Genomic DNA, 26114 nt, shown 5'->3' with positions numbered 1-26114 from the left:
TCATGACCAGCCCGTCCTTGTCCCGCGACAAGCTGCACACCGAAGAAGCGGTGGAACTCCATCTCGTTCACCAGCTGGTCACGCGGCAGGGCTGGCAGGAGCGTCCTCCGTCCGCCTATGATCGATCGTCAGCTCTCGATCCTGAGATGGTCGAGGACTACGTCCGGACAACCCAGCCGGACGCCTGGAAGCGCCTGTCGGACCAGTATGTCGGTAAGGCACGCGAAACCCTGGTTCAGCAGCTGGTAAAGCAGCTTCAGGCGGTCGGCACGCTCGAGGTGCTGCGCAACGGGATCAAGATCATCCCGGGTATCAAGATCAGCCTCTGCGGGTTTCGCCCTGCCTCGGGCCTTAACGCCGATCTCGTCCGCGCCTATGAGGGCAACCGACTGACCGTGATGCGGCAGGTCCGCTATTCGACGCGGAACGAGAACGCCATCGACGTGGTGCTGTTCATCAACGGCCTGCCCATCATCACAATGGAGCTGAAGAACACCGCCACGGGCTCGACCTACCTGACGGCCGAGAAGCAGTATCGCAAGGACCGGGCACCGAATGGAGAGCCGCTCCTGACCTTCAAGCGTGGCGCGCTGCTGCACCTGGCGGTGGACCAGGATAACGTGTCGATGACGACGCAGCTGGAGAACGGTCGCACCCGGTTCCTGCCGTTCAACCGCGGCCGTGACGGTGGCGCCGGCAATCCGGACGTGTCGGATGAGTTCCGCATTGCCTTTCTCTATCGCGACATAGATGGAGCCGAAGCGGCGCTGTCCCGTGACGTGCTGCTCGACATCCTGAACCGGTTCGCCCTGGTGTCGGAGGTTGAACAACCGGGTGGACGGCTGAAACGGACCACCGTCTGGCCGCGGTATCACCAGCTCGATGCCGTGCGCCGGATCGTGAAACACGCCCGCCGGCTGGGCGCCGGACACAACTACCTGCTGCAGCACTCGGCCGGCTCGGGCAAGTCGAACACCATCGCCTGGACGGCCTATCAGCTCGCCCTGCTGCACGATGACAATGAGCGGCCGGTGTTCGACAGCGTGATCGTGGTCGTGGACCGCAAGGTGCTGGATCAACAGCTGCAGGGCACCATCCGGTCCTTCGTCACAACGCCCGGGTATTTCCGGCCGATTGACGAGACTTCGGCCCAGTTGCGCACCGCCATTCAGAGCGGGGCGCGGATCATCGCCACGACCATCCACAAGTTCTCGACCGACCATGTGAACGTCCTGAAGAACGAGGCCGGCAAGCGGTTCGCCATCATCATCGACGAGGCGCATAGCTCCCAGTCGGGCAAGCACGCCGACAACCTCGGCCGGGTTCTGGCCGAGTCCGTGCTGGCCGACGAAGATCTGGACGACAACGAGCGCGCGCTGCTCGAACTGCAACGGATGCGGGGCCCGCAAGCCAACCTGTCCTACCTGGCCTTCACTGCCACGCCGAAAAACGTGACACTGGAGCGGTTCGGAGTGCGGGGTTCGGATGGCCTGCCGCGTCCCTTCCACCTCTATTCGATGCGCCAGGCGATCGAAGAGGGCTTCATCCTCGACGTCCTGCGCAACTACCAGACCTACAAAACCTATTTCGCTTTGGAACGTGCCATCGAGGACGATCCCCAACTGTCGCCTCGGAAGTCCAACCGCAAGGTCGCGCGCTACGTCGATTTCCATGAGACGGCGATGGAACAGAAGGCCGAGGTCATTGTCGAGCACTTCCGCCGTCATGCCCTGCCCGAACTGAATGGTCAGGCGAAGGCGATGGTGGTCACGGCCAGCCGCGAGCATGCCGTGCGGACCCATCGCGCCATCACCCGCTACATCCGCCAAGAAGGCTACGACGATCTCAAGGCGCTGGTTGCCTTCTCGGGTGAAATCGTGGTGGACGGCGCGAACCTGACCGAGCCCGGCATCAACGGCTTCGGTGAGACGGAATTGCCGGGCCGCTTCGACAGCGATGACTACAATGTCGTGGTCGTCGCGGAAAAATACCAGACCGGCTTCGATCAGCCAAAGCTGGTGGCGATGTATGTCGACCGCCACCTGAGCGGCATTCAGGCGGTCCAGACCCTGTCGCGTCTGAACCGGACCTTCCCAGGGAAGGAAAGGACCTACGTCCTAGATTTCCGCAACGAGGTGGAGGACATCAAGGAGGCGTTCCGGCCCTATTTCAATACGACCGCGATGGAAGAGGTCTCCGATCCGCATCAGGTCTACGCGCTGCTGGCCAGGATGCAGGAGATGCACATCCTCGACCAAGGCGAGATCGACCGGTTCGTGTCGCGCTTCCTTCAGGCGCAGCAGCGGGCCGATGAGCGGCCGGTGCTGGAAGGCATCGTCCGGGAGACGGTGGAGCGATTCCGGACAGTCCTGACCGAGGAGCAGCAGGAGGAGTTCCGGCAGTTGCTGGCGTCGTTCCTGCGGTTCTATGCCTTCATCTCGCAAGTCGTCGCCCTCGAGGACAGCGATCTCGAAAAGATGTACCTCTTCGGAAGCTGGCTGAAGCGCTTGCTGCCATCCCGCGAGGCGCCCCAAGGCGGCGACGTCACCGACGACATGCTGGAGCTGCAGGCCTTCCGACTTAAAGAAGGCGACGTGGTCGATGCGTCCCTTGAAGCGACAGAGGCGAAGCCGCTGTCTCCGATCGACCGGTTCGGCGCGAACCCGTTCACTGAAGAAGAGCGGCGCACGCTGTCGGAGATCATCAAAGCGTTCAACGACCGTCACGCCACGAACTTCACCGAAGACGATTACATCCGCTTCGAGGCAGTGAACGAGGCCATTATCGACGACGAGGCTTGGGCCGAAATGCTGAGGAACAACCCGCCCGAGGTCGTGCGGCCCAGGTTCGGCGAGGAGTTCATGCGTCGGGCCATTCTGGCGTTCCAACGCGATCGCCAGATGCAGAGCGCCTTCCTGCAAGACCGAGAAGGACGGGAGATGATCATGGGGCTGATGTTCGGGCGAGCGGTGCGCGGCGCAAGACGTATAGCGTGATTAAGGGTGAACCATGAGCCAAATTACAAAACGATGCCACTGGGTGCCACAGTCATACTTGCGAGCTTTCGCTGCTGATGAGCGCCGCGAGAAGATCTGGCGCTTTAGCAAAACGATCGGTGACCCCGAGTTGAAACCGATAAGGAAGGTGGCGGTCAAGCATTACCTGTATTCACCGCTGAAAGATGGGAAACGCGATGACTTCCTCGAAAAGAAACTTGGAAGTGTTGAAAACTGGTTCGGGAGTAAAGTTTGGAGCGAATTGTGCTCAGGCTATCTCGATCTGGAGTATCCCAGCTTGCGTAAAATGCTCTCGCTGATGGTAGCGACGACTTTTGCCCGAAATCCAGTCCAATTTGAAGGTTGGAAGGATACTCACCGGACTATTGCTGATACACTTCTTCGATCTGACAGCCCGCCTTCTGCTTTTATCTTTAAGGGAAAAAGCCACCCAGTTGACAAAGCAGATTACGAAAAATTTGTCTCTTCTACTGAAGAAGAGATGAAGTTTGCTTGGAATAACTACGTTTCGTCAGCTGGTGACTTGGCGCCAACGCTGCTGAAAATGCGGATGGTAGTTGTCGCATCAAATAGAGACGCGTTTGTTACGTCGGACAATCCGGTAACAATAGTCCATCCATCTCTTAAATTTCGCGGCGTTTGTGATCCAGAGACTATGGTGATATTCCCAATTAGTCCGCGGCGGTTACTGGTCATGGACAACCGACACAACGAACCAGATGGAGTTTATTATCAACTGGTTGGTGATGATCCCGCTTCTTGGAATGTAATGATTTGGAGGAACGCGATAGACCACATGTTCTCATCGCGAGACATGCATGCAGTCCTTCATGAAATGGTCTTGTCGGAAGAAGAATTTGAGCGCGACCGAAAACTCTTACTGACCACAGGCGCAACCTGATCATTAAGCCGCAATGGTGGCAAGGAACATTATGCCGCCTTCTACCCTGCGCCGAATTGCTTGTAGCTGCTCAAATGCAAACTTGCGAGCGGGGCCGTGCGTCCCTTGATTAAACTCCGCGAAGAGTTGCACGACATTCTCGATGTCAGCATCAACGAAGCCGATCATCTCGGCCGTGTCAGCACCTTTTTTTTCAAGCAAATATTGGATCTTGGCGCGACGCGTGGGTTTCGTTCCCTGTGGCGTCTTCTGGCACTGTGGATTGGCTTCGATCACCTCACGATCATCAGCCCATCGCTCGAGTATTTCAGTAAAGATCTCCCTGGCGCTGGTGCAAAAATGTCGAGCCGCATCAGGGTTTGCGGGGTTCAGAGCGAACATCGCACCTTTCCACCGTAGCAGAAGATCCTCGGAGAGGTCCGAAAGATACGACAAAATTCCTGTAGGAGGCTCATTCTCGTCATCAAGGTGAGGCGGAGCTGCCCCTTCTTCATCAGGAAAGAGGATCCGGGCCAGCAATGCTGCATTGTCTCTCTCGACAGCAGCCATCGAGATCAAGTCTTTATGCTCTTCCGTTCGAGGCGTCTCAACGGCAACCTGCTCAAACCGCTGCAAAACTTCGATAGAGGTGGTTCGGGTCGAGACGTAGTTCGTCCTTGTGGGAGCTCTCATCGAAACGATCAACTTCTGCGTCTCTGGCTGACGAACTTGGGCCTTCGAGTTATGAAGGGCCACTGCATGATTATATTGGGCAACCGCAGTCAGATAGGCTTGCCGGCGGCGTTTGACCTCAGCGTTATGCGCACGCACGATCGCATTGTACGCTGAAATGGCCTTTTTGTTCGCTTGGTTAAGCTTGTTGATTGCCTGATTGATCTTTTGTTCCCGTTGCCTAAGGGCAGAACGGAATTGAGAGGGGGTCATGCGCCGTGCCACATCGTACTCCTCAAGCCATGGCAAAGGATCTCGCACTTCACCACCGGCCGATGTCGGCCGGGGGCCTTTCAGGTCTCAACAAACAAGAATGGACAATTTATCTGAACCGCGAGACTACCGCCGCACATCCATCACCCGCATTTCGAGAACCCGCAGTTGGCGCAGGTCATGCAACCTTCCACCATGCGCAGGTCGTAGCTGCCGCAGGATGAGCAGGCCTTCGCCTTCACGCCGAGCACCTGAACGTCGGCCTTTGGATCCATCTTCAAACCCATTCCCTCGCCCTCGATGAATCCGATCGCGATCAGGTGGCGCTCGATCACCCCGCCGATCGCTGCAAGGATCGATGGAATGTAGCGCCCCTCCATCCAGGCGCCGCCGCGCGGGTCGAAGACGGCCTTCAACTCCTCGACCACGAAGGAGATGTCGCCTCCGCGCCGGAAGACCGCCGAGATCATGCGCGTAAGCGCGACCGTCCAGGCGAAATGCTCCATGTTCTTCGAGTTGATGAAGACTTCGAAGGGACGACGGTGTCCGGCAATGACGATGTCGTTCACGGTGATGTAGAGCGCATGCTCGGACCCCGGCCACTTCACCTTGTAGGTTGCGCCCTCCAGTGCGGCAGGCCGGTCGAGCGGATCCGTCAGATACACGACCTCGCCGGCCTTCGACTCGGGCGCCTCTGCAGGTGCTGCCTGCGCCGCCTCGGAGACGGAGAGGACCGAGCCCGTGACCTCGTTGGGCCGATAGGTCGTGCAACCCTTGCACCCCTGGTCCCAAGCCGCGAGGTAGACGCCGGCGAAGTCGTCGAAGCTGATGTCCTCGGGGCAGTTGATCGTCTTGGAGATCGAGCTGTCGATCCATTTCTGCGCCGCCGCCTGCATCCGCACATGATCGAGGGGCGCAAGCGACTGGGCATCGACGAAATGGTCGGGCAGAGGGGCGTCGCCCATCTTCTCGCGCCACAGCCGCACGGCGTGATCGACAACTTCTTCCTCGGTCCGGCTGCCGTCCTTCTGCAGCACCTTGCGCTTGTAGGCATAGGCGAAGACCGGCTCGATCCCGGAGGAAACGTTGCCCGCATAGAGGCTGATCGTGCCCGTGGGTGCGATGGAGGTCAGGAGCGCGTTCCGGATCCCGTTGGCGCGGATGGCCTCGCGCACGTCTTCGTCCATGTGGGTGAGCGAGCCCGAGGCGAGATACTTCTCCGCGTCAAAGAGCGGGAAGGCCCCTTTTTCCTGCGCAAGTTCGGACGAAGCCAGATAGGCCGAGCGGGCAATTGCCTTCATCCAGGCTTCGGTGCGGGCAGCCGCTTCCTCGGATCCGTAGCGGAGGCCGACCATCAGCAGCGCATCCGCGAGCCCCGTCACCCCGAGCCCGATGCGGCGCTTCATCTGGGCTTCGTTCGCCTGCTCGGGCAACGGGAAGCGCGAGGCGTCGACCACGTTGTCCATCATACGGACCGCGACCCGCACCAGCTCGTCCAGCTCCCCGAGATTCAAGTCCGCATCATCGGAAAAAGGCTTCGCAACCAGCTTCGCAAGGTTGATCGAGCCCAGCAGACAAGCGCCGTAGGGTGGCAGGGGTTGCTCGCCGCAGGGGTTCGTCGCGGCGATCGTCTCGCAATAGGCGAGGTTGTTCATCTGGTTGATACGGTCGATGAAGATGACGCCAGGCTCGGCGAAATCGAAGGTCGAGCGCATGATGCGGTTCCACAGGTCGCGCGCCTGCAGCGTCCGGTAGACCTTGCCTCCGAATGTCAGCTCCCACGGGCCGTCGGCCTTCACCGCCTCCATGAAGGCATCCGTCACCAGCACCGAGAGGTTGAACATCCTCAGCCGGGCCGGATCCTTCTTCGCCTCGATGAAGCTCTCGATGTCTGGATGATCGCAGCGCATCGTCGCCATCATCGCGCCACGGCGCGACCCCGCCGACATGATGGTGCGGCACATCGCATCCCAGACGTCCATGAAGGACAGCGGCCCCGAGGCATCGGCAGCCACGCCCTTCACCTCGGCGCCGCGCGGGCGGATGGTCGAGAAGTCGTAGCCGATCCCCCCGCCCTGCTGCATGGTCAGCGCCGCTTCCTTCAGAGCGTCGAAAATGCCCGCCATGCTGTCCGGCACCGTGCCCATGACGAAGCAGTTGAAGAGCGTCACGCTGCGCCCGGTTCCGGCTCCGGCGGTGATCCGGCCCGCGGGCAGGAAGCGGAAGTCCTCGAGGGCGTGAAAGAAGCGGTCCTCCCACGCCTGCGGCTCGGCCTCGACCTCGGCCAGCGAACGGGCGATCCGGCGCCAGGTATCCTCGACCGTTCCGTCGACCGGATGGCCTGCCGCGTCCTTCAGACGGTATTTCATGTCCCAGATCTGCTCGGCAATGGGGGCGTGGAAGCGCGACATGGGATTTCCTTGGGCTAGTGGTTGGCAGGGGCAGGTTGCCCAAGATATGCCCGTCCGCCGGACGGGTCAAACCGTAAGTGCCCCGTCTGCCCCCTCGATCTCCGGCCGCTGATCCGGGTTGGAGCGGCCCGGGGGCTGGACTATATGGAGGCCATCCTCGGCGGAGAATCCCTTGTCCGGTCACGTGAACATCCTGAAACTCTGCGTCGGCGCGGAGGCGGTGGAAGATCTCATCCGCTGGCAGGAGAGCCAGAAGCATCGCTGGCCGGACGGCATCCCGCGCCACGTCACGAGGATGTGGCCGAAGCGCGAGGCCGAGGTTCTGGCCGGCGGCTCGCTCTACTGGGTGTTCAAGGGGCTTGTGCTGGCCCGCCAGAGGATCCGCGCGCTTGACTCCGTCACCGGTGAGGATGGCATCGCACGCTGTGCCCTCGTCCTCGATCCCGAGGTGATCCGCACGGTTCCCGCGCCGCGGCGGCCGTTCCAGGGCTGGCGCTACCTGCCGGCGAACGAGGCACCCGCGGACCTGCCGAAGGAACGCGCCTGCGAGGAGCCGCTTCCGCCCGAACTGGCGCAAGCGCTCGCCGACATTGGCCTCAGGTGAGCAGCGGCTCCGGCGCGGGCAGACCGAGCCTTGCGCCGAGGGCTCGGAGCGCTCCTGCGGCTTCGGTCCAATCAGCCTTGCGCGACGCGAAGAGAACCGCCTGTGAACTGTGCACGAGAGCATCGGAAAGAATTTTCAGATGGTTCGCGCGCAGCGTCTCGCCCGATGAGGTGATGTCGGCGATGGCCTCGGCGGTGCCGTTTTTCACGGTTCCTTCCGTGGCGCCCTGACTGTCCACCAGCTGGTAGTCCGCCACGCCGTTCGCGGTCAGGAACTCGCGCACGAGCCGATGGTATTTCGTCGCGATCCGGAGGCGGAAGCCGTGGGCCGCACGGAAGGCCGCGGCCGCCGCGTCGAGATCGTCAAGCGTATCCACGTCGATCCAGAAAGACGGCACGGCGATGATCAGATCGGCATGGCCGAAGCCGAGCTGCGCCATCTCGGCAACCTGCGTCTTCCAGTCGGCGAGCTTCTCGCGCACCAGATCCGAGCCCGTCACGCCCAGGTGGATGCGCCCGGCGGCGAGCTCCCTCGGGATCTCGCCCGCCGAGAGCAGCACGAGCTCGACCCCCTCGACCCCGTCCACGGCGCCGGCATATTCGCGCTCGGCGCCGGTCTGGCGCATGGTCACGCCGCGCGTGCCGAACCAGTCGAAGGTCTTCTCCATCAGCCGGCCCTTCGAGGGCACTCCGATCTTCAGCGTCATGCGAGCCCCTTCAGCATCGCGACCAGTCCGGGGCGGATCACGCCGCCCACGGCGGGGATCGCCCGCCCCTGCCCCAGCACCGCGGTCAGCGCATCGTAACGCCCGCCGGTCGAAACCGGCGGCAGCGCCGGATCCGCGGCGTGGAAGCTGAAGACGAAGCCGTCATAATATTCCAGCGAACTCTGGCCGTGGCTTGCGTCGAAGGGCAGGCGCTCCACGTCGATGCCGCGGTCGGCGAGCGCCTCGAGCCGGCGACCGAAGCGCGCGACAGAAGGGCCGAGCTTCGGCATCCGCGACGCCAGCCCCTCGAGCCGCGCGAGAGCGGCCGAGGCCGTATCCTCGAGCATCAGGAGGTCGTCGAGCACCGAGGCCTCTTCGCTCGCGATCGGATCGGCCTGCGCATCCTCGACCAGAGCCGCGGCACGCGCCTCGATCTCGGCCGGCTCGCGCAACCCGATGGCCGGACCTGCAGCCTCCATCAGGGCCGCCGCATCCGTCCCCGCCAGCCGGTCGAGCAGCCGCAGCCGCGCCTCGGGCACAGGCGTCCGGCCGGCGAACCGGTCGAGAAGCGCCCTGAACCGCTTCGGGCGCCAGACATGGCGCAGAAGTGCCACCTTCCGCTTTTCCGTCGTCGAGAGACCGCGAACGGCCGCCATCAGGATGCCGATATCCCCGGTTGCCGCCCGCAGACCGAGCGGCGCGAGCAATTCCGCAATCAGGGCGAAGACCTCTGCATCCGCGGACTCGGGCCGGCAACGGTCGAATACCTCGAAACCCACCTGCAGATATTCCGAGGCCCGCGGCCCCGCATGTTCCTGCCGTCGGAAGACCTCGCCCATGTAGGTGTAGCGCGCGGGCTCGGCGCCCTCGGCCATGTGCGCCTGCACCACCGGCACGGTGAAGTCGGGGCGCAGCATCATCTCGCCCCGAAGCGGGTCCGAAGTGACATAGGCCCGCCCACGGATGTCCTCGCCGTAGAGGTCGAGCAGCGTGCCCGCGGGCAGCAGGATGTCGGCCTCGACCGGCAGCGCCCCCGCCGCCTGGAATGCCGCGAAGAGCGCCTCGGCCTCGGCACGGACCGCGGCCTTGGTCACGAGAGCATGTCCTTCACCGCCCGGACCAGATCCGCCCGCGGCACCTCGACCTGCGCCGGGCGGCTCTTCCACTGCTCGAGGCTTGCGCCCTCGGCGATCTTCGCGCCGAGCACGAGATCCTTCAGCACCACAACCCCGCGGGCGGCCTCGTCCGAGCCCTGGATGACCGCCACCGGAGACTTCCGCGCATCGGCGTATTTCAACTGGTTGCCGAAGTTCTTCGGGTTGCCAAGGTAGAGTTCGGCCCGGAGACCGGCACGGCGCAGCTCGCCCACCATCGCCATGTAGTCGCCCATCCGGTCGCGGTCCATGACGGTCACGACCACGGGCCCCGCGGCCTCCTGCCCCGCGCGGCCCTTGGCCCGCAGCGCGGCAAGAAGCCGGTCCACCCCGATCGAGACGCCGGTGGCCGGCACCGACTGGCCGGTGAAGCGCTTGACGAGGTCGTCATAGCGCCCGCCGCCCGCGACCGAGCCGAACTGCCGCTTGCGGCCCTTCTCGTCGAGGATCTCGAAGGTGAGCTCGGCCTCGAACACCGGGCCGGTGTAATAGCCGAGGCCCCGGACGACCGAGGGATCGACGACGATCCGATCCGCGCCATAGCCCTGCGCGTCGAGCAGCTCCGCGATCAGCTCGAGTTCCTGCACGCCCTCGCGGCCGAGGGCCGAGCTTCCCACCAGTTCGCGCAGGCGCGCCGCGGTCTCGGCTCCGGTCGCGCGCCTGGCGGCCATGAAGCCCATCACCACCTCGGCCTGCTCGTCCGACAGGCCCGCGCCCTTGGTGAAGTCGCCGCTCTCGTCGCGGCGCCCCTGCCCCAGCAGCGCCCGCACGCCCGTTTCTCCCAGCCGGTCGATCTTGTCGATGGCGCGCAGCACGATCCCGCGCTCGGCCTCGAACCTGGCGGGGTCGGAAGGGTCGAGCACGCCCGCGACCTCCATCACCCCGTTCAGGACCTTGCGGTTGTTCACCCGCACGATGTAGTCGCCGCGCGGTATGCCCACGACCTCGAGCGCATCCGACAGCATGGCGCAGATCTCGGCATCGGCCGCAACACTCGCGGCCCCCACCGTATCGGCGTCGCACTGGTAGAACTGGCGGAACCGGCCCGGCCCCGGCTTCTCGTTGCGCCAGACGGGGCCCATGGCGTAGCGGCGGTAGGGGTTCGGCAGGTCGTTGCGGAACTGCGCGGCCACCCGCGCCAGTGGCGCCGTCAGGTCATAGCGCAGCGCCAGCCAGTCACCGTCCTCGTCCTGCCAGCCGAAGACGCCCTCGTTCGGCCGGTCCACGTCGGGCAGGAACTTGCCCAGGGCCTCGACCGTCTCGACCGCCGAGGTTTCGAGCGGATCGAAGCCGTAGCGATGATAGACCTCGGCCACCGCATCGAGCATCGCCTTGCGCTCGGTGACATCCGCACCGAAATAGTCGCGGAAGCCCTTCGGCGTTTCCGCGCGCGGGCGGCGGGGAGCCTTGTCCTTGGCCATGGGTCGCACCCTTCGCTGTTGGTCGGGCGCGGTGTATCGGAAGGGCGGCGCGCGGACAAGCGCCGGGCGCAGCACGAGGAGAAAGCGCATGGAAGACAGGATCGAAGCCGCGGAAGTGCAGATCGCGCATCTCGAACGCAACGTCGAGGACCTCTCCGAGGTCGTGGCGCGGCAGTCGGCCGAGATCGCCCAGCTCCGCCGGCGGGTCGAGATGCTGCTCGAACGCGAGGCCGATCGCGAAGCCGAGGGCGTGGCGGTTCTCGCCGACCAGCGGCCACCGCACTATTGAGCACCGCTTGCCTTCGCCGCGTCCGCGTGCTGATTTGCCGCGGATGCGTCTGCCGTTCGATCCGATGGGCCTGGCCCTCACCCTGGCCCTCGGCACTGCCGGCGGGCTTGCTGCGCGCGTCATCGGCCTGCCTCTGCCGCTGCTCATGGGATCGCTCTGCGTCGTGGGAGGGGCCGCGGCCTTCCGCCTGAGGCTCTTCGGTCGTGCCGTCGCGGTGCCGCAGACGCTCAGGATGGTCTTCATCCCGGTCATCGGCCTCGCAATCGGCGGCGCCTTCACGCCCTCCGTCGTTGCCGAGGCGCCGCGCTGGTGGCCGAGCCTGCTCGCACTCTGCCTCTTCATCCCGCTCGCCCACGTCATCGGCTACCGGATCTTCCGCCGCATCGGAGGGCTGTCGAAGGCCACGGCCTGGTTCGGCGCGACTCCCGGCGGCCTGATCGAATCCGTGACGCTGGGGGAAGAGGCCGGAGCCGATCCGCAGATGCTGGTGCTCCTCCAGTTCCTGCGGTTGATCCTGACCATCGTGCTCGTGCCGACATTCTTCACGTTCCTGACGGGCCATGCCGTGGGCAGTGCCGCCGGCGCCGGTGTCGCGGGTGCGCCGCTCGGTCTGATCGACATGGCGGTTCTGACCGCTGCCGGTTTGGCGGGACTCTGGCTCGGGCGGATGCTGCGCCTGCCGGCCTATGTGATGACCGGACCTCTTGCGCTTTCGGCTCTCGCGCATCTGTCGGGTCTGACGCATGGCGTGCCCCCGGACTGGCTGGTGGGCGCCACCCAGATCGGCATCGGCAGCGTTCTCGGCGCCCGCTTCGCCGGGATGCCTCGCGGCGCGTTGCCGCTTGCGGCCCGGCTTGCGGCGCTGAACGTCTGCGCCGCGCTGCTGCTGGCCTTCGCCTTCGCCTTTCCGGTCGCCGCCCTCTCGGACCAGCCGGTCGGCGCCGTGTTCCTCGCCTTCGCCCCCGGCGGACTTGCGGAGATGAGCCTGATCGCGCTCTCGCTTCAGATGAGCATCATCTACGTGACGGCCCATCATGTTGCGCGCATCGTTCTCAGCGTCACTGTCGCGCGGCTGGTCTGGCACCGCCTCGGCTAGATCTCCTCGACCATCTCCACACCCGGCACGGCGCGGAGGGCACTGCGGATCTGGGGCGAGACTGCGAACTCCTGCCCGAGGTCGATGTCGATCTCCTGACCGCCCGAGGCATCGCGCACGCAGATCCTCACCGGCGCCCGCGCACGGCCCTGCGCTCGCGCAAGAAGCGCCGCGACCGAGGTCGCGGCCTCCGCGCGGTCGAGGTGGACGCGCAGGCTGGTGGCCCCCGCGTCCGCAGCCACTGCGTCGATTGGCGCCACGCTCCGCGCCAGCAGCTTCAGGCTTTCGCCCTCGAGCGTCGCCTCGACGGTCAGAACGACATGGCCGCCCGGCTCCAGCAGGTCGCGCGCCTGTTCGAGCACGTCCGAAAAGACGGTGCATTCGTAGAGCCCGGTCGGGTCGGAGAGCTGCACGAAGGCGAAGCGGTTGCCCTTGGCCGACTTCTTCTCCTGCCGCGACGAGACGGCGCCCGCGAGCTTGGCCACCATCGGCCCCCGCTGCGCCAGATCGGTCAGCGCCGCGAGGGTGGTGACGTTGCGCCGCTTCAGCGCCCCCATGTAATCGTCGAGCGGATGGCCCGAGAGATAGAAGCCGATGGCCTGATGCTCCTGCGCCAGCCGCTCGACCGGCAGCCAGTCGTCGCGGTTGGGAAGGCGCGGCTCGGGGATGTCGGCCCCCGCCTCGCCGAAGAGCGAGACCTGGCTCGAATTCCGCGCGTCGTGAATGGCGGCGGAATAGGCAACCAGCGCATCCAGCGCCTCGAACACCCGGGCGCGATTGCGGTCGAGGGCGTCGAAGGCCCCGGCGCGCGCCAGCATCTCGAGCGGGCGCTTGCCGATCCGTTTCAGTTCGACCCTGCGGGCGAGATCGAAGAGCGTGGCGAAAGGACGGTCGCCGCGGGCCTCGACAATCAGACGCATCGCCTCGACGCCCACGTTCTTCAGCGCGCCGAGCGCATAGACCACCGCGCCGTCGCGCACCGTGAAGGTGGCAAGCGAGGCATTCACGCAGGGCGCCACCGTGCGGATGCCGAGCTTGTCCACCTCGCGCTTGTAGACGGCGAGCTTGTCGGTCAGGTGGATATCGCAGTTCATCACCGCGGCCATGAACTCAACCGGATGGTTCGCCTTCAGCCAGGCGGTCTGATAGCTGACCACCGCATAGGCGGCGGCGTGGGACTTGTTGAAGCCGTAGTTCGCGAATTTCTCCAGCAGGTCGAAGACTTCGCCCGCTTTCTTCGTGTCGATGCCGTGGGTCTTCTTCGCGCCCTCGATGAACTTCGGGCGCTCCTTGGCCATCTCCTCGGCGATCTTCTTGCCCATGGCGCGGCGCAGAAGGTCCGCGCCGCCCAGCGTATAGCCCGCCATGACCTGCGCGATCTGCATCACCTGTTCCTGATAGACGATGATGCCCTGCGTCTCCTTCAGGATCGGGTCGATGGTCGGATGCAGGCTCTCGAGATCGCGCAGCCCGTGCTTCACCTCGCAATAGACCGGGATGTTCTCCATCGGGCCGGGCCGGTAGAGCGCCACCAGCGCCACGATATCCTCGATGCAGGTCGGCTTCATGCGCCGCAGCGCATCCATCATGCCCGAGCTTTCGACCTGGAACACCGCCACGGTCTTGGCCTGCGCATAGAGCTCGTAGGTGGCCTTGTCCTCGAGCGGGATATGCCCGATGTCGTTCTCGGCCCCCGGCGGCGGATCGTAGAGCACCCGCCCGTCCGCAGCCATGTGCAGGGCCCGCCCCGTGCCGCGGATGAGGTCGATCGCGTTCTGGATCACCGTCAGCGTCTTGAGGCCGAGGAAGTCGAACTTCACCAGCCCCGCGGCTTCCACCCATTTCATGTTGAACTGGGTGGCCGGCATGTCGGATCGGGGATCCTGATAGAGCGGCACCAGCTCGTCGAGCGGCCGGTCCCCGATCACCACGCCCGCGGCATGGGTCGAGGCGTTGCGCAGAAGCCCCTCGATCTGCATGCCGTAGTCGAGAAGGCGCTTCACCACTTCCTCGGTCTTGGCGGCCTCGCGCAGCCGCGGCTCGTCGGCCAGCGCCTTCTGGATCGAGACGGGCTTCACCCCCTCGACCGGGATCATCTTCGACAGCCGGTCCACCTGCCCGTAGGGCATCTGCAGCACGCGCCCCACGTCGCGGACGGCAGCCTTCGAGAGGAGCGCGCCGAAGGTGATGATCTGCCCAACCTTGTCGCGGCCGTATTTCTCCTGGACGTAGCGGATCACCTCCTCGCGCCGGTCCATGCAGAAGTCGATATCGAAGTCCGGCATCGAGACCCGCTCTGGGTTCAGAAACCGCTCGAAGAGAAGCTGGTAACGCAATGGATCGAGATCGGTAATCGTCAACGCATAGGCCACGAGCGAGCCTGCGCCCGACCCCCGTCCCGGACCCACGGGGATGCCGTTGGCCTTCCCCCACTTGATGAAGTCGGCCACGATCAGGAAATAGCCCGGAAAGCCCATCTGCTCGATGATGCCGAGCTCGAAGGCAAGACGCGCCTCGTATTTCTCGACGGGCGCCGCATGCGGGATCACGGCGAGGCGGGCGGCCAGCCCCTCCTTGGCCTGCCGCCGCAGCTCCTCCACCTCGTCATCGGCGAAGCGCGGCAGGATCGGCGGGCGCTTGGCGGCCTTGAAGGCGCAGCGGCGCGCGATCTCGACCGTGTTCTCCACCGCCTCGGGCAGGTCGGCGAAGAGTGCTGCCATCTCGGCCTCGGACTTGAAGTAATGCTGCGGCGTCAGGCGGCGGCGCGGCGCGGCCTGGTCCACATAGGCGCCTTCGGCGATGCAGATCAGCGCGTCATGCGCCTCGTACATCTCGGACTTCGGGAAGTAGACGTCGTTCGTCGCCACGAGCGGCAGCTCGAGCGCATAGGCGAGGTCCACATGCCCCGGCTCGGTCGCGCGCTCGGCCTCGGTCAGCCGCCCGCCCTCTCCCGGATGGCGCTGCAGTTCGACGTAGAGCCGCCCGGGATAGATGGCGGCCATCCGGTGCAGGAGTGCCTGGGCCTTGGACCGCTGACCTTCCTGCAGAAGCCGCCCCACCGGCCCGTCGGGCCCGCCAGTGAGACAGATCAGCCCCTCCGCATGGCGCTCCAGATCCTCCAGCGTGACCTGCGGCAGAGCCCCCTCCTTGCCGAGATAGAGGCAGGAGGAGAGCTTCATCAGGTTGCCGTAGCCCGCCTCGTTCTGGGCGAGCAGCACGACCGGCGCGGGCGGCTTCGGCCGCTCGCCGAGTGCCGCCGGCTCGAAGGCGACCGACACCTGACAGCCGACGATGGGCTGGATCCCGGCACCGCTCGCCAGCACCGAAAACTCCAGCGCGGCGAACATGGCGTTCGTGTCGGTCACCGCCACGGCCGGCATCGCGGCGGCCGTGCAGAGGCCGATCAGCTTCTTTACCGGCACCGCGCCTTCGAGCAGCGAATATTCGGTGTGCACACGGAGATGGATGAATCGGGGGGCGTTCGACATGCCCGGAGCCTACAGAAGCCGCAGCGCCGCGGAAAGCCGCGGAAAGACGGGGCTGGCAACGCGCGGCGCTGGAGAGGACCCCCTTGCCACGGCGGGCTCCGACAGGCTTTGATGGTCGCAATTGTCGCAGGCCCGCTTTACGCCGCATCGGGCGGACCTGCACCGGCGCAAGCCGGACCCACAGAAGGCGGCAGGTTTTCACATGACGGAGATCGCGTTCACCCTGAACGGAACGCCCCTCAGCGTCTCGGCCGATCCGACACGGACGCTGCTCGACTTCCTGCGCGAGGATCGCGAGCTTACCGGCACGAAGGAGGGCTGCAACGAGGGTGACTGCGGCGCCTGCACCGTGATGGTGATCGACGAGGCCGGCCCCCGCGCGCTGAACGCCTGCCTCCTCTTCCTGCCCCAGCTTCAGGGCAAGGAGGTCCGCACCGTCGAGGGCCTCGCCGCTCCGGACGGCCGCCTCCATCCGGTGCAGCAGGCGATGATCGACCATCACGGCTCGCAATGCGGCTTCTGCACGCCGGGCTTCGTCATGTCGATGGCAGTGGCCCATGCCACCGGCTGCCGCGACCATGACGACACGCTGGCGGGCAACCTCTGCCGCTGCACGGGCTATGCCCCCATCGTCCGCGCCGCCCGCGTCGCCGAGGAGGCGCCCCCGCCCGACTGGCTGCCGTCCTTCACTCGGCCCCAAATATCCTCGGGTGGGACCGTGAGCGGCCAGAGCCCCTCGGCGGTCGCTATCGCCCGCAGCGCGGACGGGCATGGGGAAACAGACAGCCCCCCGGCCGCCGGCATCCGCCCGACCAGCCTTGAGGAACTCGCGCGGCTCTACGAGGCGCATCCCGAGGCTACGCTGATCGCGGGCGCCACCGACGTGGGCCTCTGGGTCACGAAGGAGCTGCGCGACCTGCCGCGGCCCATCTTCCTCGGCGGCATTCCCGAACTTCGGCGCATCGAAGACGAGGGCAGCCGTCTGCGCGTCGGGGCCACCGTCACCATCGCCGAGCTGCGCGAGGCGCTGGCGCCCCGCCTGCCCTCCTTCGCCGAACTCCTCCGCCGGTTCGCAAGCGTCCAGATCCGCAACGCGGCGACCATCGGCGGCAACATCGCCAACGGCTCGCCCATCGGCGACACGCCACCTGCGCTGATCGCGCTCGGGGCGACGCTGCACCTGCGCCGCGGCGACGTGCGCCGCGACCTGCCGATCGAGGATTTCTTCCTCGACTACCGCAAACAGGACCGGCGCCCGGGCGAGTTCGTCGAGGCGGTCACGATCCCGACCGAGGCGCCGGGCCTGCGCTGCTACAAGCTCTCGAAACGGTTCGATCAGGACATCTCGGCGGTCTGCGGCTGCTTCGACATCTCGGTCGAGGACGGCCGGGTGACGGCCGCCCGCGTGGCCTTCGGCGGCATGGCCGGGATCCCGAAGCGCGCGAAGGCTGTCGAGGCGGCCCTTATTGGCCGGCCCTGGAGCCTTGCGACAGTAGAAGTCGCCCGCGAGGCTTTCGCCGAGGACTTCACGCCGCTCTCGGACATGCGCGCCTCGGCGGACTACCGGCTGGAGGCCGCGGCCAACATGCTGACGCGCGTCTTCCACGATCTCGACGGCCGCGCGATCTCGGTGCTGGAGGTGGACGCATGAGCATGGGTCGCCCGCTGCCGCATGACGCGGCCCCGCTCCACGTCACCGGCGCCGCGCGCTACGTGGACGACATTCCGACGCCCAGGGGCACGCTGCACCTCGCCTTCGGCCTCTCGCCCGTCGCTCATGGCGAGATCCTCGCGATCGATCTCGAGCCCGTGCGCCGCGCGCCGGGCGTGGTGCGGGTGATCGGGCCGGAGGATCTCGATCCGATGCCCGATTGCTCGCCCTCGATCCACGACGAGCCCCTGCTGGCGCAGGGTCATGTCCACTACGCGGGCCAGCCCCTGTTCCTCGTCGTGGCCGAAAGCCATCGCGCTGCCCGCCGTGCCGCCCGGCTTGCCCGATCCGAGATCCGGGCACTGCCCGCCATCCTGACCGTGGACGAGGCCATGGACGCGGACTCGCGCTTCGAGGGCGGCCCGGTGATCTGGGAAAAGGGTGGGGCCGCCGAGGCCATCGCCACCGCCCTGCATCGTGTCGAGGGCAGGATGGAGGTGGGCGGACAGGAGCATTTCTACCTTGAAGGCCAGGTGGCGCTGGCCCTGCCGCAAGAGGGCGGGGACATGCATGTGCATTCCTCGACCCAGCATCCGACCGAGATCCAGCACAAGGTGGCCCATGCGCTGGGGCTGCCGATGAGTGCGGTGCGCGTCGAGGTGCGGCGCATGGGCGGCGGCTTCGGCGGCAAGGAAAGCCAGGGCAACGCCTTGGCCATCGCCTGCGCACTGGCCGCCCGCGCCACGGGGCGACCCTGCAAGATGCGCTATGACCGCGACGACGACATGGTGATCACCGGCAAGCGCCACGACCTCAGGATCGACTACCGGGCAGGCTTTGATGCCGAGGGGCGGCTCGCGGGGGTCGAGTTCCGCCATCTCTTCCGCTGCGGCTGGTCTCAGGACCTGTCGCTGCCGGTCGCGGACAGGGCGATGCTCCATGCCGACAACGCCTACCACCTGCCTGCGGTGCGGATCGAGAGCCACCGGCTGCGCACCCATACCCAGAGCGCCACCGCCTTCCGCGGCTTCGGCGGCCCGCAGGGCATGATCGGGATCGAGCGGGTGATGGATCACGTGGCCCATGCGCTCGGTCGCGATCCGCTGGAGGTGCGGCAGGCGAACTTTTACGCGCCGATGGCAGGGGGCGGTCAAGAGAGGGGTGGGCCGGAGCCGGGGGCAAGGCCGGGGGCTCTGCCCCCGGACCCCCGGGATATTTCCGCGAGAATGAAGGAGGAAGATGCCGCAGCCCGGGCGCGGCTGGAGGCGGAGGAGGTGGATCTGACCTCGCGCGGGGCGGAGGCGGTGGAGCACGAGCTGCCGCCGCCTGCGCCGGAGGGGGTGCAGACCACGCCTTATCACATGCCGGTCGAGGACTTCATCGGCGATGCGCTGGTGGCGGAGCTCGCCGAGCGCGCGGATTATGCCCGCCGCCGTGCCGAGATCGCCGAATGGAACCGGCAGAGCCCGATCCTGAAGCGCGGCATCGCGCTCACGCCGGTGAAGTTCGGGATCTCCTTCACGCTGACCTGGCTGAACCAGGCGGGGGCGCTCGTCCATATCTATCAGGACGGGTCGGTGCATCTGAACCATGGCGGGACAGAGATGGGACAGGGGCTGTTCCAGAAGGTGGCGCAGGTGGCCGCGGCGGAACTGGGGCTGCCGGTCGAGGCGGTGAAGATCACACCGACCGACACGGGCAAGGTGCCCAATACCTCGGCCACGGCGGCCTCGTCGGGGTCGGACCTGAACGGGATGGCGGTACGTGCGGCCTGCGTCACGCTGCAGGATCGGCTGGCGGAGCTGGTGGCCGAGCGGCATCAGGCGCGGGCGGAGGAGGTGCGGTTCGAGGAGGGGCGCGTGCGCGTGAGCGGCGCGGATCTCTCCTTTGCCGAGGTCGCGGCCATGGCCTATCAGGCCCGCGTGCCGCTCTCGGCCACCGGCTACTACCGGACGCCGAAGATCGTCTGGGACCGGCTGAAGGGGCGCGGGCGGCCCTTCTTCTACTTCGCCTATGGGGCGGCGGTGTCGGAAGTGGTGATCGACAGCCTCACCGGCGAGAACCGCATCCTGCGGACCGACATCCTCCACGACACGGGCGCGAGCCTCAATCCGGCGCTGGACATTGGCCAGATCGAGGGCGGTTACGTGCAGGGGGCGGGGTGGCTCACCACCGAGGAGCTGGTCTGGGACGGCGAGGGGCGGCTTCGGACCCACGCGCCTTCGACCTACAAGATCCCTGCCTGTTCCGACCGGCCGCGGATCTTCAATGTCGAGCTCTGGGAGCGGCCCAATCCCGAGGAAACGGTGGGCCGGTCGAAGGCGGTGGGCGAGCCGCCCTTCATGCTCGGGATCTCGGTGCTGATGGCGCTCTCCGAGGCGGTCGCAGCCTGCGGCGACGGCAGCATCTATCCGGCACTCGACGCGCCCGCCACGCCGGAGCGGATCCTTGCGGCGGTGAGGCGACAGCGTGGCTGAGGGCTTCGACCTCGCGGGGCTGCGCGCCGCAGTGGCCTGCCATGGACCCGTTGCCCGAGCAGTGGTGGCCGCCGTCGAGGGCTCGGCCCCGCGCGAGGCGGGAGCCGCGATGCTGGTCTGGGCCACGGGCACCGAAGGCACCATCGGCGGCGGTGCGCTCGAATGGGAGGCGATCGCGCGGGCCCGCGCGCTTCTGCCCGCGGGCGGACGGCGGGTGGACCGGATGCCGCTCGGTCCCGCGCTCGGCCAGTGCTGCGGCGGATCGGTGACGCTCGTGACCGAGGTCTGGGATGCGGCGGCGCTCGAGGGTCTGGGGGAGGCGCTCGTCGCGCGCAGTCTCGACGGTCGGCCGATGGGGCTCGAGGTCCGACGCCTTCTCGACCGGGCGCGGCGCGAGGGGGCGCGGCCTCCGACGCAGATCCGGCAGGGCTGGCTGGTCGAGCCGCTCGCCCTGCCAGAGCGCGCGATCTGGATCTGGGGCGCGGGCCATGTGGGACGGGCGCTGGTCGGGGTGCTGAGCCCCCTTCCCGACCTCGCGCTCACCTGGATCGACGTGGCGCGCGACCGCTTCCCCGAAGTGCTGCCCGGGGGACCGCGTGCGCTCTGGACCCCGCGGCCGGAGGAGCTGGTGGCCCATGCGCCGCCCCATGCCGAGCATCTCGTCCTCACCTTCTCTCATGCGCTCGACCTCGAGCTCTGCCACCGCATCCTCTCGCGCGGCTCGGCCAGGCTTGGCGTGATCGGCTCGGGCACCAAGGCCGCCCGCTTCCGCGGCAGATTGCGCGCCCTTGGCCATTCGGACGGGCAGATCGCACGGATGGTGTGCCCGATCGGCGACAAGTCCCTTGGCAAGCATCCCCAGGCGATTGCCTTGGGCGTCGCGGTGGGGTTGCTGGGGGAAAAGCGCAGGGCGGGGGCGGAGATCGCGTCATGACGGAACTTCTGCGGATCGAGGGGGTGACGAAAGCCTATCCGGGCGTGGTCGCGAACTCGGACGTGTCCTTCTCGATCCGGGAGGGCGAGGTGCATGCGCTCCTCGGCGAGAACGGCGCAGGCAAGTCCACACTGGTCAAGATGATCTACGGCCTCGTGCGGCCCGACGAGGGGCGGATGCGCCTGCGCGGGCAGGACTATGCCCCGCGAGAGCCAAGCGAGGCGCGGGGGGCGGGCGTCGCCATGGTCTTCCAGCATTTCAGCCTGTTCGAGGCGCTGAGTGTCGCGGAGAACGTGGCGCTCGGGATGGAGAACCCGCCGAAGCTGCGCGATCTGGCGTCCCGCATCCGGCAGGTGTCCGAGGAATATGGCCTGCCGCTCGATCCCTCGCGCATGGTGGGCGACCTCTCGGCGGGCGAGCGGCAGCGGGTCGAGATCATCCGCTGCCTCCTGCAGGATCCGAAACTTCTCATCATGGACGAGCCAACCTCGGTCCTGACCCCGCAGGAGGTCGAGATCCTGTTCCAGACCCTGCGGCAGCTCTCCGCCGAGGGCACGGCGATCCTCTACATCAGCCACAAGCTGGAAGAGATCCGCGCGCTCTGCGACGAGGCGACGATCCTGCGCCGCGGCAAGGTGGTGGCGACCTGCACCCCGCGCGAACGCTCGGCCCGCGAGATGGCCGAGCTGATGGTCGGGGCAGTCCTCACCCCGCCCGAGCGGCATGCCACGCCCAAGGGCGAGGTGGCACTCGAGGTTGCGGGGCTCTCGGTCGCCTCGCCCATCCCCTTCGGCACCTCGCTCAAGGACATCAGCTTCAGGGTGCGCCGTGGTGAGGTGCTGGGCATCGCGGGCGTGGCGGGCAACGGGCAGGACGAGCTGCTGATCGCCCTTTCGGGCGAGCTGCGTGCGCCGAAGGACGCGGTGCTGATCGAGGGCCACGGCGTCGGCGACCTTGGCCCGAACGAGCGGCGCACGCGTGGCCTGGTCGCCGCGCCCGAGGAGCGGCTGGGCCATGCCGCCGCCCCCGACATGAGCCTGGTCGAGAATGCGCTTCTCTCGGGCGTGGTGCGCAAGCGGCTGACCTGGCGCGGCTTCATCGACTGGGCGGGCACCCGCGCCTTCGCCTCCGAGATCGTCGAGCGGTTCGACGTGCGCACCCCCGGCACCTGGGTTGCGGCCCGCGCCCTCTCGGGGGGCAACCTGCAGAAGTTCGTGGTGGGGCGCGAGTTGTCGCAGGAGCCCTCGGTCATCGTCATCAACCAGCCGACCTGGGGCGTCGATGCCTCGGCCGCGGCCGCGATCCGGCAGGCGATCCTCGACCGGGCAGCGGCGGGGGCGGCAGTCGTCGTCATCAGCCAGGACCTTGACGAGCTTCTGGAAATCGCCGACCGCTTCGCCGCGCTGAACGAGGGCCGCCTGAGCGCGCCCCGGCCCACGCAGGGGCTGACCATCGACGAGATCGGCCTGATGATGGGTGGCGCGCATGGAATGGAGGTGGCCCATCATGCTCACGGGTAAGGGCGCGATGCTCGCGGGTGACGGCGCGGGGGCGCACCCATGCTGAGGCTGGAGAAGCGCCCGAACCCGTCGCGGTTCTGGAATTACGCGACGCCGGTCCTGGCCGTCGTCCTGACGATGATCGCGGGCGGTCTCATGTTCGCGCTGCTGGGCAAGAGCCCGGTCGAGGCTATCCGCACGATCTTCTGGGATCCTCTCTTCGGCGAGTTCGCGTGGTATTTCCGCGGCCAGCTTCTGGTGAAGGCGGGGCCGCTGATCCTGATCGCGGTGGGCCTCAGCCTCGGGTTCCGGGCGGGGATCTGGAACATCGGCGCCGAGGGGCAATACATGATGGGCGCCATCTTCGGCGCCGCGGCAGGGCTTGCCTTCTACCCGGCCGACAGCCGTCTCATCTTTCCGCTGATGGTCGCCGCGGGCGCGCTCGGCGGCTGGATCTGGGCCATGATCCCCGCGATCCTGCGCACGAGGTTCCGCACGAACGAGATCCTCGTCTCGCTGCTCCTTGTCTACGTGGCGCAGTCGATCCTCGCCTCGATGGCGCTCGGCGCGCTCCGGAACCCTGAGGGCGGCGGCTTTCCCGGCTCGCGCAACCTCTCGCAATGGGCCTCCTCGGCCAACCCCGAACTGATCGCGGGCACCGGCATGCACTGGGGGGTGGTCGCGGCCCTTGCCTCGGTGATCGCGGCCTACATCCTCCTTCAGCGCCATATCCTCGGCTTCCAGATCCGGCTTGCGGGCCAGGCGCCGCGAGCCGCGCGCTTCGCCGGCGTCTCGCCCAACCGGCTGGTGCTCATGTGCATGGGGATCTCGGGTGCGCTCGCAGGTCTCGCCGGGCTCTTCGAGGTGACGGGCCCGGCCGGGCAGATCTCGATCGACTTCGCGCAGGGCTACGGATTCACTGCGATCATCGTCGCCTTCCTCGGCCGGCTCAATCCTGTGGGCATCCTGCTCGCGGGCCTGCTCATGGCGCTGACCTATGTCGGCGGCGACAATGCCTCGACCAACCTCGGCCTGCCCGCGGCCTCGATCCAGGCCTTCCAGGGGATGCTTCTCTTCTTCCTTCTCGCCGTGGACCTTCTGTCCAACTACCGCATCCGCCTCAGCCGGAAGGAGGCCGCCTGATGGACCTGCTCGGAGGCATCAATCCGGCCGTGCTCGTGGCCTCGCTGATGACGGCCTCGGTGCCGATCATCCTCGCGGCCATCGGCGAGCTGGTGGTCGAGAAATCGGGCGTGCTGAACCTCGGGGTCGAGGGGATGATGATCATCGGCGCGATCTGCGGCTTCGTCGTGGCCGTCGAGACCGGAAGTCCCCTCGCGGGTTTCGTGGGGGGCGCTGCGGGCGGCGCCGCGCTGAGCGTGATCTTCGCGCTGCTCACGCAGGTCCTGATGGCCAATCAGGTGGCGACGGGCCTTGCGCTTACCCTCTTCGGGCTCGGCCTCTCGAGCCTTCTGGGCCAGAGCTATGTCGGCGTGAAGCCGCCTCCGACCGGGCGGCTCGACCTCGGCCCGCTTTCGGACATTCCCTGGCTCGGGACCATGCTCTTCCGGCATGACGTGATGGTCTATCTCTCGATCGCGGCGGTGGCAGCGGTCTGGTTCGTGCTCCGCCACACCCGGGCGGGCCTCGTCCTGCGGGCGGTGGGCGAGAATCACGAGGCGGCCCATGCGCTCGGCTACCATGTGGTGCGGATCCGGGTGCTCGCCATCCTGTTCGGCGGCGCGATGGCGGGGCTCGGCGGGGCCTATCTCAGCCTCATCCGGGTGCCGCAATGGACCGACGGGATTACCGCCGGCGCGGGCTGGATCGCGCTGGCCATCGTGGTCTTCGCCAGTTGGCGGCCCTGGCGCGTCCTGCTCGGCGCCTATCTTTTCGGCGGCATCACCGTCCTGCAATTGAACCTGCAGGCGGCCGGCGCGCGGATCCCCGTGCAATACTTGTCCATGTCGCCCTATCTGATAACCATCCTCGTGCTGGTCATCATGTCCGCGGATCGGCGCCGCAGCACGGCGGCACCAGCCTCGCTGGGCAAGACCTTCCACGCCTCGCGCTGAGGCAGCATATCGGCCGGGCCTGCCCGGCACCGAACAGGGAGCATACGGAATGGATCGCAGAACGCTTCTCGCGGGCGCCGCCTCGGGCCTCGCGCTGTCGCTGGCGGGAGGCCGGGCCGCGGTGGCCCAGGCCAAGGACAAGGTGAAGGTCGGCTTCATCTACGTCGGCCCGATCGGCGACGGCGGCTGGAGTTTCCAGCACAACGAAGGCCGGCTGGCCGTCGAGGCGGAATACGGCGACCGGGTGGAAACCGTCTACCAGGAGAGCGTGCCGGAAGGATCGGATGCCGAGCGCGTGCTGACGCAGATGGCGCTCTCGGGCTGCGACATCATCTTCACCACCTCCTTCGGCTACATGGACGCGACCAACAACGTCGCGGCCAAGTTCCCGAACGTGAAGTTCGAGCATTGCACCGGCTTCAAGCGCGAGCATCCGAACGTCGCGACCTACAACGCCCGCTTCTACGAGGGCCGGGCGGTCTGCGGCACCATCGCGGGCATGATGACCAAGTCGAACAAGATCGGCTACATCGGCTCCTATCCGATCCCGGAAGTGGTGCAGGGCATCAACTCCTCCTTCATCCACGCCCGGAAGGTCAATCCCGACGTATCGATCTCGGTCGTCTGGGCCTATACCTGGTTCGACCCGGCCAAGGAGGCCGATGCCGCGAAGGCGCTGATCGAGCAGGGCGTGGACGTCATCCTCGCCCACACCGACTCGACCGCGCCGCTGGCCGAAGCGGCCAAGACCGAGGGCGTGATCGGCTTCGGCCAGGCCTCGGACATGGCGAACTACAAGCCCTCGCCGCGGGTCTCCTCGATCATCGACAACTGGGCGCCCTACTACGTCAAGCGCGTGGGCATGGTGCTCGACGGCACCTGGGAGAGCACCGACGCCTGGGAAGGCATCGCCGGGGGCGAGGTGAAGATCGGCGAGATCACGGACGCCGTGCCCGCCGAGGTGAAGGCCAAGGCGATGGAGGTCCACGATGCGATCGCCGCCGGCACCTACCACCCCTTCACCGGTCCGCTGAACAAGCAGGACGGATCGGCCTGGCTGGCCGAAGGCGAGACGGCCCCTGATTCCGACCTTCTCGGCATGAATTTCTACGTCGAGGGCATTTCGGGCGAGATCCCGAAGTAACGATTGCCCCGTTCGGAGGCGTAGGCCCGGACCTCATGGTCCGGGCCATTCTTTTTGACGTGAATGTTCCGTCAAAACGGAGGTGAGACCCATCCCCCCGTATTCTGCACTGCTGAGGGACGTGCTAAGTTGAATTCAGCGGAACCGGGGATGACCTTTCAGTTGCTTTCGTTCAGACCTTCCCCCAGATGCGAGTTTGCCTTGTTCGGTATTTTTTTGAAAAGACTTCCTTTTTGATCACGACGCCCCGGAGCCGCTCCTACCTCGATACCCCTTCCCGATGCGACCTCCTGGCCCCGGTCCTTGCGACCGGGGCTTTTTTC

At 66.6% G+C, this 26114-nt stretch carries 18 protein-coding genes; 12 read left to right on the top strand and 6 right to left on the bottom strand.

Translation table 11 applies throughout. The features are described 5' to 3' along the window. Nucleotides 1–2 precede the first annotated feature (2 nt). Nucleotides 3–2996, top strand: a complete 2994-nt coding sequence (locus ACTVZP_RS17580; protein WP_443213464.1) for a type I restriction endonuclease subunit R — start codon at nt 3–5, stop codon at nt 2994–2996. 13 nt (nt 2997–3009) lie between these two features. Further along, nucleotides 3010–3918 (top strand): DUF4238 domain-containing protein, encoded by a 909-nt coding sequence (locus ACTVZP_RS17575; RefSeq protein ID WP_443213463.1) that lies wholly within the window; start codon nt 3010–3012, stop codon nt 3916–3918. Nucleotides 3919–3921: 3 nt separating this feature from the next. Here ACTVZP_RS17575 and ACTVZP_RS17570 read toward each other — a convergent pair whose 3' ends face one another. Further along, the gene (locus tag ACTVZP_RS17570) at nt 3922–4854 is read right to left on the bottom strand and encodes a pPIWI-associating nuclease domain-containing protein (protein ID WP_443213462.1); all 933 of its coding nucleotides are present in this window, start codon (nt 4852–4854) and stop codon (nt 3922–3924) included. Between the two features lie 131 nt (nt 4855–4985). Continuing rightward, on the bottom strand, nt 4986–7253 hold the full coding sequence (locus ACTVZP_RS17565; RefSeq protein ID WP_443213461.1) for an adenosylcobalamin-dependent ribonucleoside-diphosphate reductase: 2268 nt from the start codon (nt 7251–7253) through the stop codon (nt 4986–4988). A 172-nt stretch (nt 7254–7425) separates the two neighbouring features. On the opposite strand from ACTVZP_RS17565, the gene ACTVZP_RS17560 reads away from it, so the two are divergent. Continuing rightward, nucleotides 7426–7857 carry a DUF1489 family protein gene (locus ACTVZP_RS17560; RefSeq protein WP_443213460.1) on the top strand — a complete coding sequence of 144 codons (432 nt, stop codon included), beginning with the start codon at nt 7426–7428 and terminating at the stop codon, nt 7855–7857. Here ACTVZP_RS17560 and hisG read toward each other — a convergent pair. From hisG to hisS, 3 genes are read right to left on the bottom strand one after another with little or no spacing between them, the layout of a single operon-like run. Further along, on the bottom strand, nt 7850–8563 hold the full coding sequence (hisG, locus tag ACTVZP_RS17555; protein ID WP_443213459.1) for an ATP phosphoribosyltransferase: 714 nt from the start codon (nt 8561–8563) through the stop codon (nt 7850–7852). The two genes, ACTVZP_RS17560 and hisG, sit on opposite strands and share 8 nt — an antisense overlap. After that, nucleotides 8560–9657 (bottom strand): ATP phosphoribosyltransferase regulatory subunit, encoded by a 1098-nt coding sequence (locus tag ACTVZP_RS17550; RefSeq protein WP_443213458.1) that lies wholly within the window; start codon nt 9655–9657, stop codon nt 8560–8562. Before ACTVZP_RS17550 ends, hisG begins: the two co-directional genes overlap by 4 nt. Next, entirely contained in the window at nt 9654–11138 is a 1485-nt protein-coding gene (gene hisS, locus ACTVZP_RS17545; protein WP_443213457.1) for a histidine--tRNA ligase, read from the bottom strand. Before hisS ends, ACTVZP_RS17550 begins: the two co-directional genes overlap by 4 nt. 88 nt (nt 11139–11226) lie before the next feature. On the opposite strand from hisS, the gene ACTVZP_RS17540 reads away from it, so the two are divergent. After that, a complete protein-coding gene (locus tag ACTVZP_RS17540; RefSeq protein WP_443213456.1) occupies nt 11227–11427 on the top strand; it encodes a SlyX family protein in 201 nt (66 codons plus the stop codon). 43 nt (nt 11428–11470) lie between these two features. Next, the gene (locus ACTVZP_RS17535; protein ID WP_443213455.1) at nt 11471–12523 is read left to right on the top strand and encodes an AbrB family transcriptional regulator; all 1053 of its coding nucleotides are present in this window, start codon (nt 11471–11473) and stop codon (nt 12521–12523) included. Here ACTVZP_RS17535 and dnaE read toward each other — a convergent pair. Continuing rightward, nucleotides 12520–16011, bottom strand: a complete 3492-nt coding sequence (dnaE, locus tag ACTVZP_RS17530) for a DNA polymerase III subunit alpha (RefSeq protein ID WP_443213454.1) — start codon at nt 16009–16011, stop codon at nt 12520–12522. The genes ACTVZP_RS17535 and dnaE overlap by 4 nt on opposite strands. A gap of 202 nt (nt 16012–16213) precedes the next feature. On the opposite strand from dnaE, the gene xdhA reads away from it, so the two are divergent. Genes xdhA through ACTVZP_RS17495 form a run of 7 tightly spaced genes read left to right on the top strand, consistent with a single transcriptional unit; the run spans nt 16214 to nt 25791 of the window. Then, on the top strand, nt 16214–17662 hold the full coding sequence (gene xdhA / locus ACTVZP_RS17525) for a xanthine dehydrogenase small subunit (RefSeq protein ID WP_443213453.1): 1449 nt from the start codon (nt 16214–16216) through the stop codon (nt 17660–17662). Continuing rightward, a complete protein-coding gene (locus tag ACTVZP_RS17520) occupies nt 17659–20139 on the top strand; it encodes a xanthine dehydrogenase molybdopterin binding subunit (RefSeq protein WP_443213452.1) in 2481 nt (826 codons plus the stop codon). The genes xdhA and ACTVZP_RS17520 overlap by 4 nt, the downstream gene beginning before the upstream one ends. Then, a complete protein-coding gene (xdhC, locus tag ACTVZP_RS17515; protein ID WP_443213451.1) occupies nt 20132–21073 on the top strand; it encodes a xanthine dehydrogenase accessory protein XdhC in 942 nt (313 codons plus the stop codon). The genes ACTVZP_RS17520 and xdhC overlap by 8 nt, the downstream gene beginning before the upstream one ends. Next, nucleotides 21070–22593: an ABC transporter ATP-binding protein gene (locus ACTVZP_RS17510; RefSeq protein WP_443213450.1), complete on the top strand. Its 1524-nt coding sequence runs from the start codon at nt 21070–21072 to the stop codon at nt 22591–22593. The genes xdhC and ACTVZP_RS17510 overlap by 4 nt, the downstream gene beginning before the upstream one ends. 39 nt (nt 22594–22632) lie before the next feature. Next, entirely contained in the window at nt 22633–23715 is a 1083-nt protein-coding gene (locus ACTVZP_RS17505) for an ABC transporter permease (protein WP_443213449.1), read from the top strand. Then, the gene (locus tag ACTVZP_RS17500; RefSeq protein ID WP_443213448.1) at nt 23715–24647 is read left to right on the top strand and encodes an ABC transporter permease; all 933 of its coding nucleotides are present in this window, start codon (nt 23715–23717) and stop codon (nt 24645–24647) included. The genes ACTVZP_RS17505 and ACTVZP_RS17500 overlap by 1 nt, the downstream gene beginning before the upstream one ends. 49 nt (nt 24648–24696) lie before the next feature. Further along, the gene (locus ACTVZP_RS17495; protein ID WP_443213446.1) at nt 24697–25791 is read left to right on the top strand and encodes a BMP family ABC transporter substrate-binding protein; all 1095 of its coding nucleotides are present in this window, start codon (nt 24697–24699) and stop codon (nt 25789–25791) included. The last annotated feature ends 323 nt before the right edge of the window (nt 25792–26114 follow it).

The organism is Rhodobacter sp. NSM (genome assembly GCF_052244495.1).
Taxonomy (GTDB): domain Bacteria; phylum Pseudomonadota; class Alphaproteobacteria; order Rhodobacterales; family Rhodobacteraceae; genus Cereibacter_A.
The sequence above is the reverse complement of the archived record's forward strand: the minus strand, read 5'-3'. Positions and strand labels throughout refer to the sequence as shown.